A 17,588-nucleotide genomic window follows, 5' to 3' on the forward strand; every position below is an offset into this window, starting at 1 on the left:
CCCCGGAGCCGGATATATCCTTCTCCAGTACAAAAAAATCATTTCTTTTTTAGTTTTTTACAAGGATAGTTATAAAAAGATCCTTATATTTGTTCGTGTAATAAAACATTATTCACATGAAAAGATTCGTATGGATTATCGGTTTGATATTCTGCATAACCTGCACCATACAAGCCAAAGACAGAGTGATCGAGCGTCCTCCTTTTCTTGCATGGAGTTCCAATAGTATTGAGGTCGATAAAATTGTCATGAGTGATACAGTGACAACAGTGTATATAAAGGCTTTCTATCATCCTAAATATTGGATAAAAATAGCTACGGGCAGTTTCCTGAAAGACAACAATGGAATGCTTTATCCCATTCGAAGAGGAGTTGGAATCACATTAGATAAAGAGTTCTGGATGCCGGAATCAGGAGAAGCGGAATTCCAATTACAATTTCCTCCCATACCCGAAAATGTAACCAGTCTGGACTTCTCGGAAGGGGATTTTGACGGAGCATATAAGATATGGGGCATACAACTGGATAAGGACGCATTCTATAAACAGAAACTTCCCAAAGAAGCAGTCGTGCACAAAATAAATAAGAAAGCGATATTGCCGACTCCTAAGTTAGTCTATGGAACTGCCACCCTTAAAGGAAAAATACTGGACTATCAAAAAGAGATGATAAAGCAAGTGAAGATGCACATAGAAAGTCCTGCACTGAATATCCACAACGAACAGAATATCATAAAAATCAAGGAGGACGGCACTTTCCTGGCGGAAGTAAAGGTTGCATCTGTCACAAGCGTAGCATTGGAATTTCCTTTTGGTTGGATTGAATGTCTGATAGCTCCCAATGAAGAGACATCACTCATTATAAATACAAAGGAACTTTGCCGCAGACAGGCACATCTACAAAGAAAAGATAAAACGTATGGAGAGCCTGTATACTTCAATGGTTATCTGGCTAGCCTACAACAAGAATTAGCTTCAGTAGATATAGATATTGTATTAAAAAGCGTTTATTACATGGATATGTACAATGACATTGTCGGGAAAAGTGCAGATGAATATAAAGCTTATGTACTTGAGCGCCTTCCATCCGTTCGAAAAGAAATTGCGCAATCCCCATACAGCAATGCGTGCAAAGAGCTATTAAATATCCTGGTAGATCTGGAAGCGACTGGCAAAATCGCCATGACAGAGAGAGAACTAAAATCTGCATATATTGCTGTTAACAAACTGAATAGAGAACAGACAGACGATTATTTTTATAATACCCACATCGATACTCCCAAAGGCTACTACGACATACTGAAGGAATTCAGTTCTATCAACACTCTTAAAGCTCTATACGGCAAATATTACGCGTCAACGATATATTTAATAAACTTTCTGCCGAATTCTTTAGATGTACTTAAAGAGACACTAAGAACGGGACAGGGACCTCTATTCGATAACATTAAATTTAATAAGCTATATCAATCCATTAAGGATTTTACCCCGTTAACAGCAGAACAGAATGTTGAATTAAAGACTTTTTCTTCCCCGGTATATGCAGAGATGCTTACTCAAGTTAACAAAGAGATAATAAAGAAGATAGAATTAAACAAAAGAAAGACAGGCTTCACTGTTAACGAGACAGGACAAGTCTCCAATGAAGATTTATTCCCATCCATTATCTCTAAATTCCGGGGACACACACTGTTAGTTGATTTTTGGGCAACATGGTGTGGCCCTTGTCGCACAGCTAATAAAGCCATCACTCCAATGAAAGAGGAATTAAAAGACAAGGATATTATCTACCTCTACATCACAGGCGAAACTTCCCCCAAAGGTACCTGGGAAAACATGATTACCGATATTCATGGTGAGCATTTCCGTGTGACAAATGAGCAATGGAGCTTTCTAATGTCCAACTTCAATATCCGAGGAGTTCCCACTTATTTTGTTGTTGATCCGGAGGGTAATATCACCTTCAAACAAACTGGATTTCCCGGAGTAGACACCATGAAAAAAGAACTTATGAAAGCTTTGAATAAATAATTCAAACGTAAAAAATAGATCAAGCAGAAATCGTTGTTGATATACGCCATAAATAAACGCAAGACTCCTGATTGATATAGAAAAAAATAGTGACGGTATATGCTTAGGATAGTGACGGTATCGTTGTCATATACCGTCACTATTTATATTGGATAGCGTCACTATTTTGTAGAAGAGAATCCGCCAACAACGGATTCTATATGATCCTAATAAATAAACGAGCCTCCATAGTCTTTGAAAAGACTACAGAGGCTCGCTCTATATCCTATGGATAACTTACTGCAAAGCTATCCAACTCCAGATTCCATTTATTTATGCATTTCCACGATTTGAGTCGGAGCCATCTCTACATTCCGGCGATCTACCTGACGAACAACACTGGCAGCCAGGGATAAGAAAGCGCGTCCGGTCACGGAGTCTTCATCCAACGCAACGGGAGTACCATTATCTCCTCCTTCACAGATGCTTTGCACGATAGGAATCTGCCCCAACAAAGGAACATTCATTTCTTCAGCCAGTTTCTTGGCACCTTCTTTACCAAAGATATAGTATTTATTCTCGGGTAGTTCAGCGGGAGTAAACCAAGCCATATTCTCAACCAAACCGAGAATAGGTACATTTACCTTATCGTTGGTGAACATATTGATTCCCTTACGGGCATCTGCCAAAGCAACCGCTTGCGGAGTGCTGACAACAATCGCTCCTGTCATGGCCAATGTTTGAACAACCGTCAAATGAATGTCACTGGTTCCGGGAGGAAGGTCTATCAGGAAATAATCCAAATCTCCCCAGGCTGCATCAGCTATCAACTGTTTCAACGCATTACTTGCCATTCCGCCACGCCACAAAGTTGCCTGATCCGGATCGACAAAGAAACCGATAGACAATAATTTCACGCCATACTTCTCTACCGGAATAATCATGTCACGACCATCTATACGTTCAGCATAGGGGCGTGCATCCTCCACCTGAAACATCTTAGGCATGGAAGGACCGAAAATATCAGCATCGAGCAAACCAACCTTATAGCCTAATTTAGCCAAAGCAACTGCCAAGTTCGCAGACACCGTAGACTTACCTACTCCACCTTTACCGGAAGATATACCCACTATATTCTTCACTTGTGGAAGGAGCTTGCCAACTTCCGGACGAGCGGCTTGCTTACTCTCTGCTGTGATTGTTACCTGCACATCAGGAGAAACATACGTATGAATAGCTGTTTCCGCAGCTTTCAACATTGATTTCATAAATGGATCAGTCGGTTTCTCAAAGATCAATGAAAAGCTGACAGTCATACCATCAATACGGAGATTATCGGCAACCATCTCCGCTTCCACCAAATTCTTTCCCGTACCGGGATAACGCACCGTTGCCAATGCATCCAATATCAATTTAGGATAGAGAGTCATTTTATTTACTATTTGACGATTTACAATTTACAATTTAAAGTCACTGTTCAGGTGGCTGCCGGTTCACTTTAGGATGATTGTCCCGGCAAGCTATTTGCTTGTGCTTAGACCGCTACGCTTGCTGCGATTGTAGCTACGATAGGGATCAAGCTCTATTTCTACATCCGGCTCTTGCAGTTTACCTTCCTGCGGAAGCCGAAATTTGATATACTTAATATCTAAACCACGATCCAGCCATTGTTGTTCATAATAGGTTTTAATACCGAGAATATTATCTACCAGATCAGAATGATATAGATCTTCAGTCATAAACTCAACCGGAAGTTTGTTTGCCTCAATCATGTATTTTGTATAGGTAAACATAAAGTTGCTGTCCGTTTTCAGGTGGATAATACCATTCGGTTGCAAGAATTTGCGATACCTTTCCATAAAATAGGTAGAGGTCAGTCGCTTGGTTGCTTTCTTCATTTGCGGATCAGAGAAGGTTAGCCATATTTCACTCACTTCTCCTTCGGCAAAAAAACGCTCGATGATTTCAATATTGGTACGCAGGAAAGCGACATTCTTCATTCCGTCCTGTAATGACTCCGTTGCTCCTGTCCACATACGGGCACCTTTTATATCCACTGCTATAAAGTTCTTTTCGGGGAACATCTTACCCAGGCCGACGGTATACTCACCACGTCCGCAACCCAGCTCGAGCACAATCGGATGATCGTTTTTAAAAAACTCCTTATGCCATTTCCCTTTCATGTCAAAAGGCACGTTATCTACCGCCGAATAAGGATATTCGAACACGTGTGGATAACTCGCCATATCGGCAAACTTTTCTAATTTATTCTTTCCCATATCAATCCTGATTAGGTCGCAAAGGTACTGATTTTGATGCAACCGACAAAAAGAAATGGAGCACAGATTTCTCCATGCTCCATTCTTCTATAGTACTGAATGATTCGTCTTATCAAATCTCAACATTCACTTCAACGTTTACCTCTACATTTCCACCTTGTTGTGCTTTCAAATCTTCATAGAAAGCAGCACGGGAAATAGCAACATACGGTTGCAGGAAAAGAAGTCCAATACCCAAAGTGAAAATACAAAGGATAGCCCAGCCAATGAAGCTTAGATCAAGCATGAACAATTTCATCTTGTTTCCTTCCATCATAGCCATACTTTTCTCAATAGCTGCATTGTTTTTCATTTCCGGTTCATCTTTCAAAATAAAGGATGTCATTGCATAAGAATAAGACTTAATGATACCCGGTATAACCAGCAACAGTGACCACAAAGCTGTATAGACAGCCTGAAGCAACATAGTTACAAAAATACGTCCATAATCCTGGAAACCTTCGAACAAAACACCAAAGTCAATCTCTTTGCCTCTACATACACCAAGCATTACAATAGTAAAACCGTATGCAACCGGAAGTCCGACAAACAAGGAACATAAACTTCCAATCATAGGGATAGCAGATAATCCACCGACAATTGCTGAATAAATAAGTGCAGCAACGGCTGCCATAGGCCACTTGCCTCGAAGTGCCTCACGCGCCTGGGCACGTAGTTCTGAATTTTGTTTTAACATAGTGAATAATATTAATTGACAAATGTGTTATTTCATAATATACAGTTATTCCACAATTGTCACCCAGCCATGCGTATCCGGTTCGTCACCATACTGAATTCCACGGAGCTTATTATACAATTTTGTACAGATTGGTCCCGGCTTACCATCTTTAGAGATCACATAAGATTTTCCATTTTCCAAATCATCAATACGTTGAATCGGGCTGATTACTGCAGCAGTACCACAAGCACCTGCTTCCTCAAATGTTTCCAGTTCTTCTTCCGGTATCGGACGGCGTTCTACCTTGATACCCATATCCTCTGCCAACTGCATCAAGCTCTTATTGGTAATAGAAGGCAAAATAGAAGATGATTTCGGAGTGATATATGTATTATCCTTAATACCGAAGAAGTTGGCAGCACCACATTCATCAATATATTTCTTTTCTTTCGCATCGAGATAGAACTCACAGGAATAGCCCAAATCGTGTGCTTTCTTGTTAGCACGGAGACTGGCTGCATAGTTACCACCCACTTTATAAATACCTGTTCCATGAGGAGCAGCACGGTCAAACTCACGAATGATAACGTACGGATTGGTAGAGAAACCACCTTTGAAGTACGGTCCTACCGGAGTTACGAATACCACAAACATATACTCTTCTGCAGGATGCACGCCTACCTGGGCACTTGTTCCGATCAACAACGGACGAATGTAAAGAGAAGCACCGGTTTCATAAGGAGGAATAAAACGTTCATTCAGCTTCACCACTTTCAGGATTGCTTCTTTGAACCGTTCTGTCGGAAGTTCTGCCATCAGAATTCCCTGGCAAGTAGATTGCAAACGGGCAGCATTTTCTTCCAAACGGAAAATACGAACTTTTCCATCTTTTCCACGGAATGCTTTCAGCCCTTCAAAGGCTTCCTGACCATAATGTAAACAGGTTGCCGCCATGTGCAAATTAAGGTGTTCTTCACTGCTTACCTCCAGTTCTCCCCATGCACCATTACGGAAATTGATTCTCACATTGTAATCTGTCTTCATATATCCGAACGACAGATTCGCCCAGTCTATTTCTTTCATATTGTTATGTATTAGTTTATTTTCTATGCATTGAAACGCAAAAATAACTTTTATTCTTCAGATTGCCTCTTTTCTTGCAATAATTTTTCGACTTCCCGGTCGGCTTTTGTCAGTTTATCCTTGCAAAAGGCAATAATTTCATTCGCTTCTTTTATTTTCTCACTCAAAATGTCGATATCCAGTTCGTTGTTATCTATCTGGCGAACGATCTTTTCAAGACGTTCCATCGCTTGGGAATATGTTTCTTTTTTTGCTGCCACGATGATTGATATTTAATGGTTAATGATGAATGTTTTTACAAATACACGTTTGGCGGATAGTTACTTTTCTACCACCGATCGAACTTCTCCTTTCGATAGCCGGGTTATCAAATGGTCTCCCGGCTTCAGTGAAGAAGCATCCGTCACCGCTTTCCCATCCTTTATCGTAATACTATATCCCCGACTCAAGAGTTTATCCGGAGAAGCGTCCGCTATTCGTTGTTGCAAAAGTTCCAACCGGTGAGATTGACGGGCCACCAATGCTTTCGTCACCTGTGACAAATCTTTCTTTGCTGCCAGCAAAGAAAAACGGGCGTCCGCAAGTTTGCGATGAACAAGATTGGGAATACGGGTTTGGAGAGTTTCCAACCTTCGTCGTTCCAGATCAAGAAGCATATAAGCTCCCTGTTGAATCCGCATAGATAATTCTTCCAGATGCTCCGCGACTTCCGCTACCTGGTGAATCAGGAGTTCGGCAGCAGCCGTAGGAGTTTTCACCCGGGTATGAGCCACGGAATCAAGCACTGTATCATCGCGTTCATGCCCAATACCGGTAATAATAGGTAATGGAAATTGCGCACATGCAGCTGCCAATAGATAAGTATCAAAGCCGGACAAATCGGAAGTAGCTCCACCGCCACGAATGATGACTACTACGTCAAATTCATTGATGCGGGCATTAATACGATCCAAAGCAGCCAACACGGATTCCTCCACCTGATTTCCCTGCATTAAAGCCGGAAAAAGCTCCGTATAGAAAAAGAACCCGCCCGAATTGTGCTGCAACTGATGACAGAAATCTCCATATCCGGCCGCAGTAGCCGAAGAAATGACAGCAATACGCTGGGGAAGAATCGGTATCTCAAGCTCTTTATTCAGCGTCAACACTCCCTCCTCTTCCAACTGCAATAATATTTCCCGACGGCGACGAGCCATATCTCCCAATGTATAAGCAGGATCAATATCAAGTACCGTCAGACTATAACCGTATAGCTCATGAAACTGAACTGTTACTTTCACCAACACCTTAATGCCGGAAGTAAATAGCTGCCCTGTGGTTTCCTCAAAATAAGGTTTCAACAAGCGGTAGATATTATTCCAAATCATACCGCGTGCCTTGGCTACGAGATTGTTGCTGCGAGGATCTTTCTGCACGAATTCCAGATAACAATGCCCTGTCGTATTGGAACGGACATCGCTCAACTCTGCCTGTATCCAATATTCATCGGGCAGGCATTGCTCCAGACTACGGCGCACGAGTGCATTCAGTTCTAAAAGAGAAAGCCTCTCCCCACCCTCTCCCAAAGAGGGTGAGTCAGATTGCTTGGACTTATTCATAGCGTTTATCATACAACAGTCACCTTATTTCTCCTTGGAAGAAAAGTTTAGATAAGCCTTCCACAAATCGGGAATACCATATCCATATATGTTATCCGGGAAATCGGCTCTATCCCCCGATTGACGTACCAAATCAATAATCTGCTTCGCTGTCAGCTTCGGACAAGCCTGCCACAGACAAGCTATCATACCGCACATAATCGGAGAAGAAAAAGAAGTTCCGTTGGCACGGCGAAGATTACCATCCGTTCCCATCACATCCGAATTCAGACCGACAGCCACTACATCCGGTTTCACACGTCCGTCAGCCGTATTTCCAACAGAAGAAAACGGCGCCAATTCTCCCCTTTTATTTACAGCTCCTACCGTTATTATATTCTCTGCGTCTCCCGGAGGAGTAATCTTCTTCCACGAACCTGCACCCGAATTTCCAGCGCTACAAACAACGACCATTCCTTTATCGGCTGCCTTCGCAGCTTCACGAGACATCAACGCATAATGACCATTCAAGTCACGATATCTATAATTCTTCGCAGGATCATCAAATGAGTAATATCCAAGCGATGTATTCACCAAATCCACTCCTACACTATCCGCAAACTCAATGGCTGCCGCCCAGTAATCCTGTTCTACCAGATTCTCCGAATATTCGTCCTCGCTACGCAACAACCAATAAGAAGCTTCAGGAGCTGTACCAATCATCACATGCGGCTGATTCATGGCCATACAGGACAATACAGACATTCCATGACTGCTTTCCGCATAAATATCTGCCTCCGGATTCACAAAGTCACGCACCCCGAGAATATGGATATTTTTCATGGCATCAATCTTATCTACATTATGGAATCCGGCATCAATCACGGCAATGGTCATTCCCTGTCCCTTAAAGCCCGCATCATGCAGAAGATCAACACGACTCATTGCCGCCTGTGTTATTGCAGGACCGTAAAGGCTATCGGTACGTACCGGTTTATTTATTAGCGAATCTCTTTGAAAGACTCTTTGTGTGATACCTTTCCACACTCTTTCCGTGGAATGTACAAAAGGTAACTTTGCTATTTCGTCAATCAGAGTACTATCATTACAAGAAACAGTAACAAAATTATCCCATTTCCCCGTCACAAGTACATGAACCCCCGTCTTCCGTATAGCATCTACATATTTCTTGCAGACCGGCAAATCGGTGGAATCAATGGGTAATCCTTGTTTCTTTCGCCGTTCTATAGATTTTATAGACAAATATTTTTCCGGTTTCTGCAAGGAATAGTCAGTAGCCGCCTTGTCTTTCAGACTAATTCGATATTTTAAGGTATCTCCCGGAGTAAACTGGGCAAACACACCCAAATACATATTTAAAGCGAGAATCAATACTATAAACTTCTTCATAAGTTATCTTTCTATTTTAATCAATCATAATTCTTCATTTTCCATAATCACCAGCCCGATTCCTCTTTGGGAAGCAATGAAAGCTCCTCCCAGCACCCGTTTTCCATCATAAAACACAGCTGATTGTCCGGGAGCAATGGCCGAAGCTATTTCAAGGAAACGTATCAACAAACGTCCGTCTTCCAATCTTTTCACCCGGCAGGGAATCGGACGACTCCGATAACGAATCCGTACCGTCAGATTCTCACATCCGAACAATTCCCGTTCATCCACCATTTTATCCTGCTCCGCCAACATGTATTCAGTTTCCAGTTGGTCGGCATTTCCAAGCATCACCGTATTTTTCTGCGGATTGATTTTCAACACATAAGCAGGCTTTCCTAAAGCGATCTCCAATCCTTTTCGTTGCCCAATCGTATAATAAGGTGCTCCTTTATGCTTCCCAAGCTTCACTCCTTCAGAGTTGACAAACCATCCCGGTCCAATTTCACTATCCAGTTCGGGGCACTGCTCACGAAGAAAATCACGGTAATTCCCCTTGATAAAGCAGACTTCCATACTTTCTCCTTCTTTCGACTTTGCTTCATATCCTTTCTCTGCAAGATACTCACGAACCTTCACCTTCGTATAATCTCCCAATGGGAAAATACAACGTTTCAGCACATCCTGCCCCAATCTCCAGAGAAAATACGACTGGTCTTTCTTATCATCGTCTCCGGCTACTATATAAATATTTCCGTTTTTCTCTTCCAATCGTGAATAATGTCCGGTAGCCACCCATGCACAATTCAATTTATCCGCCCACTCCGTCAAAACACGGAACTTAAACAACGGATTACACATCACGCACGGATTCGGTGTACGCCCCTGCTTATATTCGTCTATGAAGTTTTTTACGATGGTTTCTTTAAAAGGAATACGTTCATCTGCTACATAATGTTCGATCCCCATCCGTTCAGCCAACTCCCTGGCATCCTGTGGTTCATCTCCCCATACGCGCATGGTAACCCCTACAATCTCGTATCCTTGTTCCTGCAGCATCAAGCAAGTAGCGGTGCTGTCTATGCCACCACTCATACCTACCAATACTCTCTTATTTCGTTCTTTCATTCGAATTTTGAAAATTTACATGGATACAAATGTACGAGATTTCAAAGAGAAAAGTTGCTTTTCTGAAAGAAAATCCTTATATTTGAAATATACCAAAAGCGAGAACAATTATGGCTAACCCCAGATTACCGGGCATTTCCGAAAACGAGCAAGCCTTATTGTATGCCAAATTGAATGAGTACAACCGAGGCAGAGCCTCTTTTAAAGAGGTAGGAGTCTACCTGGTGGTGTTGCCCCGACCGGGGAAACCAAATTATTCCCTTTGGCTGTACTCTCCCCTGCCCGAAAAGCAATCCATTCTTTATATACATGACCTGTCACCAGACATCAACGAATCCCTGCGGATGGCCAGCACGATGTTTTATTATTCGAAGCGTTGCATCATCCTGGTAGATTACAATGAGAAAAGAATGCAGAGTAATGGTGACGATCTTATCTTCTTCGGAAAATACCGGGGACATTTTCTACATGAAATCCTCAAAATAGATCCCGCCTACCTAAGTTGGGTAGCATACAAATTCATTCCCAAAATACCGAAACAGGAACGTTTCGTCAAAATAGCACAAGCTTATCATTCCATACACCTGGATATAATGATAAGAAAATCGAGGGAGAAGCGTTCATCCAGCCGTTATCTGGGAGAATTAGGAGAAAAGCTGACAGACTTAAAATTAAAAGTCACCCGGGTAAGATTGGAAGACGATCCGTACAAAACAAGAGTGAACGGCACTACCCCACAGTTTTTTGTCAAGCAGGTACTGACTTTGACCGATGCCAGTGGAAATTTAGTCACCATGAGTATTCCATCAAAAAATCCCAGTGCGGTTTCATGCACTCTATCCGGGATAGAACATGAATACCGACTGGGAGATATTATCTACGTTGCATCGGCGAAAGTATCGCGCCGATACGAAAGCTATGGTTCAAAATACACGCGCCTTAGCCATGTGAAGTTCGCAAGCCTCAACGTTTAGTCCAATCGTCTTTGACAAAACTTGCCGGATAAGAGATTTTATCCACCACACCGTCTTTCTGACGAATCCAGGATGTGAATGTACGGGCACCCTCATCCAATACGATGATACGCGCACCATTCGGCAAATGGTTATATTCCGTATTTCCACCGGTAAAGCGTCCATAAGCCAGAAGGATATCTTTCCACATCACTGCATAATCATTATCATGGTCGTGTCCTACAAACATACCCATCACATCACCAGCTTCTTTCATCGCTGCAAACATTCCTGTATTCAATTTAGGCGCACAGGCTTCCTCCATACGAGTTCCACGAAGAATTGCATTTTCGCTACGGGCAGCTTCATTGTATTCAGGAAGAGGAATATGGAAAAAAGCAAGAGCCGGCAGAGGCTGTCCGCCGTTTTGCACTTTATAAGCCGCACTCTGTTGACGATACCAATTTATCTGGTCGAATGTAAGCCATGCATACCCCTTCACATCTTTCAAAGGAGAATAAGAGTGAGAATCCATGCAATATAGCAAAGCAGCATCCTTCTTTAGATTGGAAGACGATTTCACTGTCAACACATAATCCGGCGACAAAACTGTTCCGCGATCAGGCAATAAATTGCCGGGAACTTGACGGATGATATCATATAACTGTTCCCGTGTCATTCCCTGTTCATTGTCATGGTTACCAAAAGTAACCACAAAAGGCAGTTTACGTTTAACTACCGGTTCCAGTACCTGCAACATTCCTGAATCCGCCGGAGCAGAATAAACAACGTCACCGGTAAATATCACCAAATCCGGACGTTCGTCATCAAGCACCTGATTAATACGTTCCAGAGCTATATCTGAAGCCCGATTTCCATATTTAAAATGCACATCGGTAAATTGTACAATCTTGAATTTACCATCTTTGCTAAATTTCAGTTCACTCTTTTGAGCCATACAAAAAGTCGTTACCAATAAGGAGGCAAGTGTTAAGTAAATTTTAAAAAGACGAATCATAATTATTTGTTTTAGGGGGTTAAGAAATCTTCTCTATCAGCACAGTAGCATAAGCCGATATACCTTCTTCACGACCTGTAAAACCGAGTTTCTCGGTAGTAGTCGCCTTAATGGAAATATCATCCATATCAATCCCCATAACAGTTGCCATCGTCTCCTGCATCAAAGGGATGTGCGCTTTTAACTTCGGGCGTTCGGCACAAATAGTTGCATCGATATTGCCCACTTTATATCCTTTGGTAGCAATCAACTCCACTGTTTTTTTCAGCAGTATCTTGCTATCTATATTCTTAAATTCTCCTGCCGTATCGGGGAAATGATAGCCAATATCACGCATATTCGCCGCCCCCAACAGAGCATCGCAAACAGCATGCAATAATACATCAGCATCCGAATGCCCCAGCAATCCTTTTGTGTGTTCCAAAAGAATGCCACCCAGCCATAACTCACGACCTTCGACCAACTGATGTACGTCGAAACCAAAGCCTACTCTTATCTTCATATTTTATATAACAAATGAGTACTAATGAATAAAAAAGATCAACGAATATAGAAATCCAGCAGTTTTTCTCCCTCCAGATAACCTTGCAAACGCTGTCCGATACTAACAGGACCTACCCCTACAGGAGTCCCAGTAAAGAGCAAGTCACCAATTTTCAAAGTTACAAACTGGCTTACATAAGCGATTATATCATCTATCTTGAAAAGCATATCTGCCGTACAACCGCGCTGCACTTCCTTACCGTCGATCAACAAATGAAAGTCAAGATTCTGAATATCCTTATAGTGCTCCACCGGAACAAAAGTTCCAATAGCAGCCGACGAATCAAAACCTTTGCAAAGCTCCCAGGGATTACCCTGCTCACGGAACTTTCGCTGAAGGTCACGAGCCGTAAAGTCGATCCCTACAGTCACTGCATCATAATAACGGTTAGCAAAGCGGGGAGCTATATTTTTTCCCAATCGATTGATACGAACCACCAGCTCCGTTTCATAATGTATCTCTTTAGAAAAGTCGGGAATGAAAAACGGTTTGCCATCCTTCAGAATAGCAGAATCAGGCTTCATAAAAATCACCGGCTCCGTATTTACTTGTGTATGTCCCAGTTCTTTGTTATGCTGGGCGTAGTTCATTCCTACTGCAATAATCTTCATTATTTCTCGTTAAAATTCAATCGGTTAAACATAACAGCCAAATGAGCATATAGAGACGTATTCTGCACCACTATATTCTCGGGTACACGGATTCGGAAAGGAGTAAAGTTCCATACGGCTTTTATGCCTCCGTCTACCATCTTATCTGTAATTTCCTGAGCAATATTAATAGGTACGGTCAATACACCGATATTTACATCGTATTCTTTCATCTTTGCTTCAAAGTCATCGGAATGAAAAATAGGAATACCATTCAGGTCTTTTCCCACCAGTTCCGGATTCACATCAAAAGCAGCCACAATCTCCAGTCCGAAATGATGCAAACCAGAATCCCGAAGCAAAGCAGCCCCCAGGCTACCTACACCAAACAAGAAGGCTTTGTGCATATTGGTAAATCCAAGAAAACTCTCTAACACCTCAATCAGCGCATCAATATTGTATCCCACTCTCGTACGCCCCGAGATATTGACGTATGACAAATCCTTGGCGATTTGGGAAGCGTCAATATTTATTTCCTTAGAGATTTGTGTAGAAGAGACATACTGCTCCCCTTTTTCTTTCATTAGTTTTATATTGGACAGATACCAGGGAAGTCTGCGCAAGGTAGGCTCCGGCACTTTATCCGCCTCTTTTCGTATATAAGTGCTCATACTTCTTACAAAATTTGGTACTTTGCAAAAGTACATTATTTTTTGAGACTGACAACCCTATAACAGAAAACCTTAATAGAGATTAAACAAAACGATGAAAAGAGACTCAAATTTTGCTCTTTTCGATAAGTTTAATACTTTTGAAAAGGATTAAAAATGACAAGTATGAAAAATAATGATTGGAAAGATAGATTGAACGTTGTGTACTCCACGAATCCTGACTTCGGTTATGAAATGGATAACGATGAAGAACAGGTTACCCTCGACAAAGACAAGCAAAACCTGCGAGTTTCCATTGACAAAAAGAACCGGGGTGGTAAAGTGGTAACATTAATTACCGGATTTGTGGGTACGGATAATGATTTGAAAGAGCTAGGCAAGTTACTGAAAAGCAAATGTGGAGTAGGCGGTTCAGCTAAAGACGGAGAGATAATGGTACAAGGAGATTTCAAGACCAAGATCATAGATCTACTCATCAAAGAAGGATATACTAAAACCAAAGGTATAGGAGGTTAAATTAAATAATACAAGAAATGAGAAAAGTAATATTATTCTGTGCGGCAACACTATTCTCACTGTTGTCATTCGCACAAGAAAGTGATGCGGATATTGTAAAGGTAGGTGACAATATACCTGCCTTCACCCTTCATTCAACAGCAAACGGCACCATAAACTCTGCAGATCTAAAAGGGAAAGTTGTATTAATCAATATTTTCGCTACCTGGTGCGGCCCTTGCCAAAGCGAACTGTCTGAAGTTCAGAAAATACTCTGGCCTAAATATAAAAACAACAAGGATTTCTGTATGTTAGTGATCGGTCGCGAGCATACAGACGACCAATTAGCGGAATACAATAAAAGAAAAGGGTTTACATTTCCCCTCTACCCGGATCCCAAACGGGAAGTTACAGGTAAATTTGCCACCAAAATGATTCCCAGAAGTTATTTAATAGACAAAGAAGGAAAAGTAATATCAGCTACTACCGGCTATGAAAATGGAGCCATAAATACGCTGATGAAGCAAATAGATAAAGCATTGAAGTAGTCCCTATCCTAAGATATGCCTTAAAGAAAAAAGAGTCCGGTGCAATACCGAACCCTTTTTCCAAATTTTACATATAATAAATCTGACTTTGTAAGTAGTACTTAACAAGATTTGAATCAGATTATTCAGCTTTCAAAGTGAAACGCTTGAAGTCAACAATCTTCAGTTCAGGATCAGCAGCAGCCAACACTTCTCTTACAGTCTTCTTAGCGTCCATGATATCTTCCTGGTTCAGCAGGCAAACTTCTTTCAAGAACTTAGCCAGACGACCCTTAGCGATGTTCTGAATCATTTGTTCAGGCAAATGTGCAGCCTTTTCAGCAGAAACAGTAGCAATGATTTCTTTTGCTTTCGCTACATCTTCAGCTGTAATCCAACCTTTAGCCATATTGCTTTCCATGTGATCTTCGCTGTCTACATGAGCCGGGTTGATGTTAGCCTTCTTCAGAGCAGCTTCTACAGCCTTCTGTACCTGTTCAGCCTTTGTCTTTTCGATAGCTACTTCGATTTCTTTTTGCTTCACTTCTTCAGAAACACCATCCTCATCAATAGCGATCGGATTCATAGCAGCAATCTGCATAGCTACTTGCTTAGCCAACTGCTCGTCAACGTTCTTGTTAAAAGCAACAATCGTACAAAGACCATTTCTGTTCATGTGGTTGTAAACAGCAGTGCTTGCGCCTTCTACAGTCATGTAACCATCAAGTTCCATTTTCTCACCTGTGATACCGCTACGGTCAGTCACTGCATCCTGTACAGTACCGTTACCCATCGGCAATGCTTTTACTTCGTCCAATGTCTTGCATTTGTTAGCCACAGCAAGATCAAGAATATCCTGAGTCAGTTTCACAAAGTCAGCATTCTGAGCTACGAAGTCAGTTTCGCACTTCAAAGCAATGACAACGGCATAGTCACCAGTAGTCTTAGCCAAAACGCAACCTTCAGAAGCCTCACGTTCAGAACGCTTAGCAGCAACAGCTTGTCCTTTCTTACGGATAATCTCCATTGCCTTGTCGTAATCGCCATCAGCCTCTGTTAATGCATTCTTGCAATCCATCATACCAGCTCCGGTCATTTTGCGCAGCTTGGTAATATCAGCCATAGTTACAGCCATAATAATTTCCTTTATTTAAATGAATAATAATTTTCGAAACAAAAAATGTGCCAATCTGCCAATCAAGATGCAAGTGTATAACAATACCCTTGCACATTAGCAAATTGGCACATTTTATATATTAAGCCTCTTCGTCTTCCTTGATGAAAGCAGCAGCTTTAGCTGCGTTGATAGCTTCTTCGTCAGACTTGTCGAGTCTAGCTTTTACTGATTTCTTCTTGCCTTTGTTAGCAGGAGCTTCACCAGCTGCTTCCATGTCGATCTTTTCAGCTTTTCTTTCTTCCAAACCTTCGATCATTGCAGCGCAACAAGCATCCAGGATAACTTCTATTGATTTAGTAGCGTCATCATTAGCAGGAATTACGAAATCCACGTTTGAAGGATCAGAGTTAGTATCAACGATACCAAATACAGGGATACCCAAACGGTTAGCTTCGCGAACTGCGATATTTTCTTTCATTACGTCGATTACGAACAATGCAGACGGCAGACGAGTCAGATCAGCGATAGATCCCAAAGTCTTGTCCAATTTTGCACGTTGACGAGAAATCTGAAGAACTTCTCTCTTAGAGAGGTTAGAATATGTACCATCGTTAGTCAATTTATCGATAGTAGCCATTTTCTTCACAGCCTTACGGATAGTCGGGAAGTTAGTCAACATACCACCCGGCCAACGCTCGATTACATAAGGCATATTAACAGATTGAGCTTTCTCAGCTACAACTTGTTTAGCTTGTTTTTTAGTAGCAACAAAAAGAACTTTCTTGCCAGATTTGGCAATCTGTTTCAAAGCTTCAGCAGCTTCGTCTACTTTTGCAACTGTTTTGTGGAGGTCAATGATATGAATACCATTGCGTTCCATGAAAATATAAGGAGCCATTGCAGGGTTCCACTTTCTCTTAAGGTGTCCGAAGTGGCAACCAGCCTCCAATAATGTATCAAAATTTGTTCTTGACATCTTGTTTTTTCTTTAAATCGTTTACTTTCTTTTTTGTTTTTTCTAAACCAACCGCTGGGTAGTCTATGAGCAGAGTCCCAGTAGTTTAGATACTAAACATATTCCTCTATCAGGCAGCACATTAACGCTTGCTGAACTGGAATCTTCTACGAGCTTTCGGCTGTCCCGGTTTCTTACGTTCAACAGAACGAGGGTCACGAGTCATGAAGCCTTCTGCACGAAGAGCGGCTTTATCTTCAGCGTTCATCTTAACCAGTGCACGAGCGATTGCCAAACGCAATGCCTGAGACTGACCAGTGAAACCACCACCACACAAGTTAACCTTGATGTCATACTTCTCAGCAGCACCCAGCTTGTTCAATGGTTGTTTTACAACATACTGAAGAATAGTTGATGGAAAGTACTCTGCAAGGTCTCTCTTGTTAATAGTAATCTTTCCTGTACCTTCGCTTACGAATATGCGTGCAATAGCACGTTTACGTCTGCCTAATGCATTTACTACTTCCATTAT

General features: G+C 41.8%; 19 protein-coding genes. 4 read left to right on the forward strand and 15 right to left on the reverse strand.

The window, feature by feature from the left end; all coding sequences use genetic code 11:
- Positions 1-116: 116 nt before the first annotated feature.
- A complete protein-coding gene (locus CJF29_RS20180; protein ID WP_008776701.1) occupies positions 117-2,030 on the forward strand; it encodes a TlpA family protein disulfide reductase in 1,914 nt (637 codons plus the stop codon).
- Between the two features lie 308 nt (positions 2,031-2,338).
- On the opposite strand, the gene CJF29_RS20185 is transcribed toward CJF29_RS20180, so the two are convergent.
- The 8 genes from CJF29_RS20185 to mnmA form a co-directional block, all read right to left on the reverse strand.
- A complete protein-coding gene (locus CJF29_RS20185) occupies positions 2,339-3,439 on the reverse strand; it encodes an Mrp/NBP35 family ATP-binding protein (RefSeq protein WP_004297220.1) in 1,101 nt (366 codons plus the stop codon).
- Between the two features lie 90 nt (positions 3,440-3,529).
- Positions 3,530-4,288: a tRNA (guanosine(46)-N7)-methyltransferase TrmB gene (trmB, locus tag CJF29_RS20190; RefSeq protein WP_009000268.1), complete on the reverse strand. Its 759-nt coding sequence runs from the start codon at positions 4,286-4,288 to the stop codon at positions 3,530-3,532.
- A gap of 112 nt (positions 4,289-4,400) precedes the next feature.
- Complete coding sequence (locus tag CJF29_RS20195; RefSeq protein WP_009000267.1) at positions 4,401-5,024, reverse strand: DUF975 family protein; 624 nt, start codon at positions 5,022-5,024, stop codon at positions 4,401-4,403.
- A gap of 45 nt (positions 5,025-5,069) precedes the next feature.
- Positions 5,070-6,089 (reverse strand): branched-chain amino acid aminotransferase, encoded by a 1,020-nt coding sequence (locus CJF29_RS20200; protein ID WP_004297217.1) that lies wholly within the window; start codon positions 6,087-6,089, stop codon positions 5,070-5,072.
- Between the two features lie 50 nt (positions 6,090-6,139).
- Positions 6,140-6,349, reverse strand: a complete 210-nt coding sequence (xseB, locus tag CJF29_RS20205) for an exodeoxyribonuclease VII small subunit (RefSeq protein ID WP_004297216.1) — start codon at positions 6,347-6,349, stop codon at positions 6,140-6,142.
- A 60-nt stretch (positions 6,350-6,409) separates the two neighbouring features.
- Positions 6,410-7,699 carry an exodeoxyribonuclease VII large subunit gene (gene xseA, locus CJF29_RS20210; protein ID WP_074559855.1) on the reverse strand — a complete coding sequence of 430 codons (1,290 nt, stop codon included), beginning with the start codon at positions 7,697-7,699 and terminating at the stop codon, positions 6,410-6,412.
- A gap of 12 nt (positions 7,700-7,711) precedes the next feature.
- A complete protein-coding gene (locus tag CJF29_RS20215) occupies positions 7,712-9,076 on the reverse strand; it encodes a S8 family peptidase (protein ID WP_099146030.1) in 1,365 nt (454 codons plus the stop codon).
- A gap of 24 nt (positions 9,077-9,100) precedes the next feature.
- Entirely contained in the window at positions 9,101-10,186 is a 1,086-nt protein-coding gene (gene mnmA / locus CJF29_RS20220; protein ID WP_099146031.1) for a tRNA 2-thiouridine(34) synthase MnmA, read from the reverse strand.
- Positions 10,187-10,296: 110 nt separating this feature from the next.
- Here mnmA and CJF29_RS20225 point away from each other — a divergent pair, with 110 nt between their 5' ends.
- Positions 10,297-11,160: a hypothetical protein gene (locus CJF29_RS20225; protein ID WP_004297212.1), complete on the forward strand. Its 864-nt coding sequence runs from the start codon at positions 10,297-10,299 to the stop codon at positions 11,158-11,160.
- Here the strand turns inward: CJF29_RS20225 and CJF29_RS20230 are convergent.
- From CJF29_RS20230 to CJF29_RS20245, 4 genes are read right to left on the reverse strand one after another with little or no spacing between them, the layout of a single operon-like run.
- Complete coding sequence (locus CJF29_RS20230) at positions 11,150-12,157, reverse strand: metallophosphoesterase family protein (protein WP_008650456.1); 1,008 nt, start codon at positions 12,155-12,157, stop codon at positions 11,150-11,152. The genes CJF29_RS20225 and CJF29_RS20230 overlap by 11 nt on opposite strands.
- A 19-nt stretch (positions 12,158-12,176) precedes the next feature.
- Positions 12,177-12,659, reverse strand: coding sequence for a 2-C-methyl-D-erythritol 2,4-cyclodiphosphate synthase (gene ispF, locus CJF29_RS20235; RefSeq protein ID WP_004297210.1), 483 nt, complete (start codon positions 12,657-12,659; stop codon positions 12,177-12,179).
- A gap of 38 nt (positions 12,660-12,697) precedes the next feature.
- The gene (locus tag CJF29_RS20240) at positions 12,698-13,312 is read right to left on the reverse strand and encodes a fumarylacetoacetate hydrolase family protein (protein ID WP_004297209.1); all 615 of its coding nucleotides are present in this window, start codon (positions 13,310-13,312) and stop codon (positions 12,698-12,700) included.
- On the reverse strand, positions 13,312-13,962 hold the full coding sequence (locus CJF29_RS20245; protein WP_008650453.1) for a redox-sensing transcriptional repressor Rex: 651 nt from the start codon (positions 13,960-13,962) through the stop codon (positions 13,312-13,314). The genes CJF29_RS20240 and CJF29_RS20245 overlap by 1 nt, the downstream gene beginning before the upstream one ends.
- Positions 13,963-14,127: 165 nt before the next feature.
- Between CJF29_RS20245 and CJF29_RS20250 the strand changes: the two genes are divergently transcribed.
- Together CJF29_RS20250 and CJF29_RS20255 are read left to right on the forward strand one after the other, a co-directional pair.
- Entirely contained in the window at positions 14,128-14,478 is a 351-nt protein-coding gene (locus tag CJF29_RS20250) for a translation initiation factor (RefSeq protein WP_004305562.1), read from the forward strand.
- A gap of 17 nt (positions 14,479-14,495) precedes the next feature.
- The gene (locus CJF29_RS20255) at positions 14,496-15,005 is read left to right on the forward strand and encodes a TlpA family protein disulfide reductase (RefSeq protein WP_099146032.1); all 510 of its coding nucleotides are present in this window, start codon (positions 14,496-14,498) and stop codon (positions 15,003-15,005) included.
- Between the two features lie 121 nt (positions 15,006-15,126).
- Here CJF29_RS20255 and tsf read toward each other — a convergent pair whose 3' ends face one another.
- The 3 genes from tsf to rpsI all read right to left on the reverse strand — a co-directional run bounded on the left by tsf (position 15,127) and on the right by rpsI (position 17,585).
- Positions 15,127-16,119 carry a translation elongation factor Ts gene (gene tsf / locus CJF29_RS20260; protein WP_004305564.1) on the reverse strand — a complete coding sequence of 331 codons (993 nt, stop codon included), beginning with the start codon at positions 16,117-16,119 and terminating at the stop codon, positions 15,127-15,129.
- 121 nt (positions 16,120-16,240) lie between these two features.
- A complete protein-coding gene (gene rpsB / locus CJF29_RS20265; RefSeq protein WP_004305566.1) occupies positions 16,241-17,077 on the reverse strand; it encodes a 30S ribosomal protein S2 in 837 nt (278 codons plus the stop codon).
- A gap of 121 nt (positions 17,078-17,198) precedes the next feature.
- Positions 17,199-17,585: a 30S ribosomal protein S9 gene (gene rpsI / locus CJF29_RS20270; RefSeq protein WP_004297203.1), complete on the reverse strand. Its 387-nt coding sequence runs from the start codon at positions 17,583-17,585 to the stop codon at positions 17,199-17,201.
- Positions 17,586-17,588: the final 3 nt, after the last annotated feature.

The organism is Bacteroides celer (genome assembly GCF_002632415.2).
Classification (GTDB): domain Bacteria; phylum Bacteroidota; class Bacteroidia; order Bacteroidales; family Bacteroidaceae; genus Bacteroides.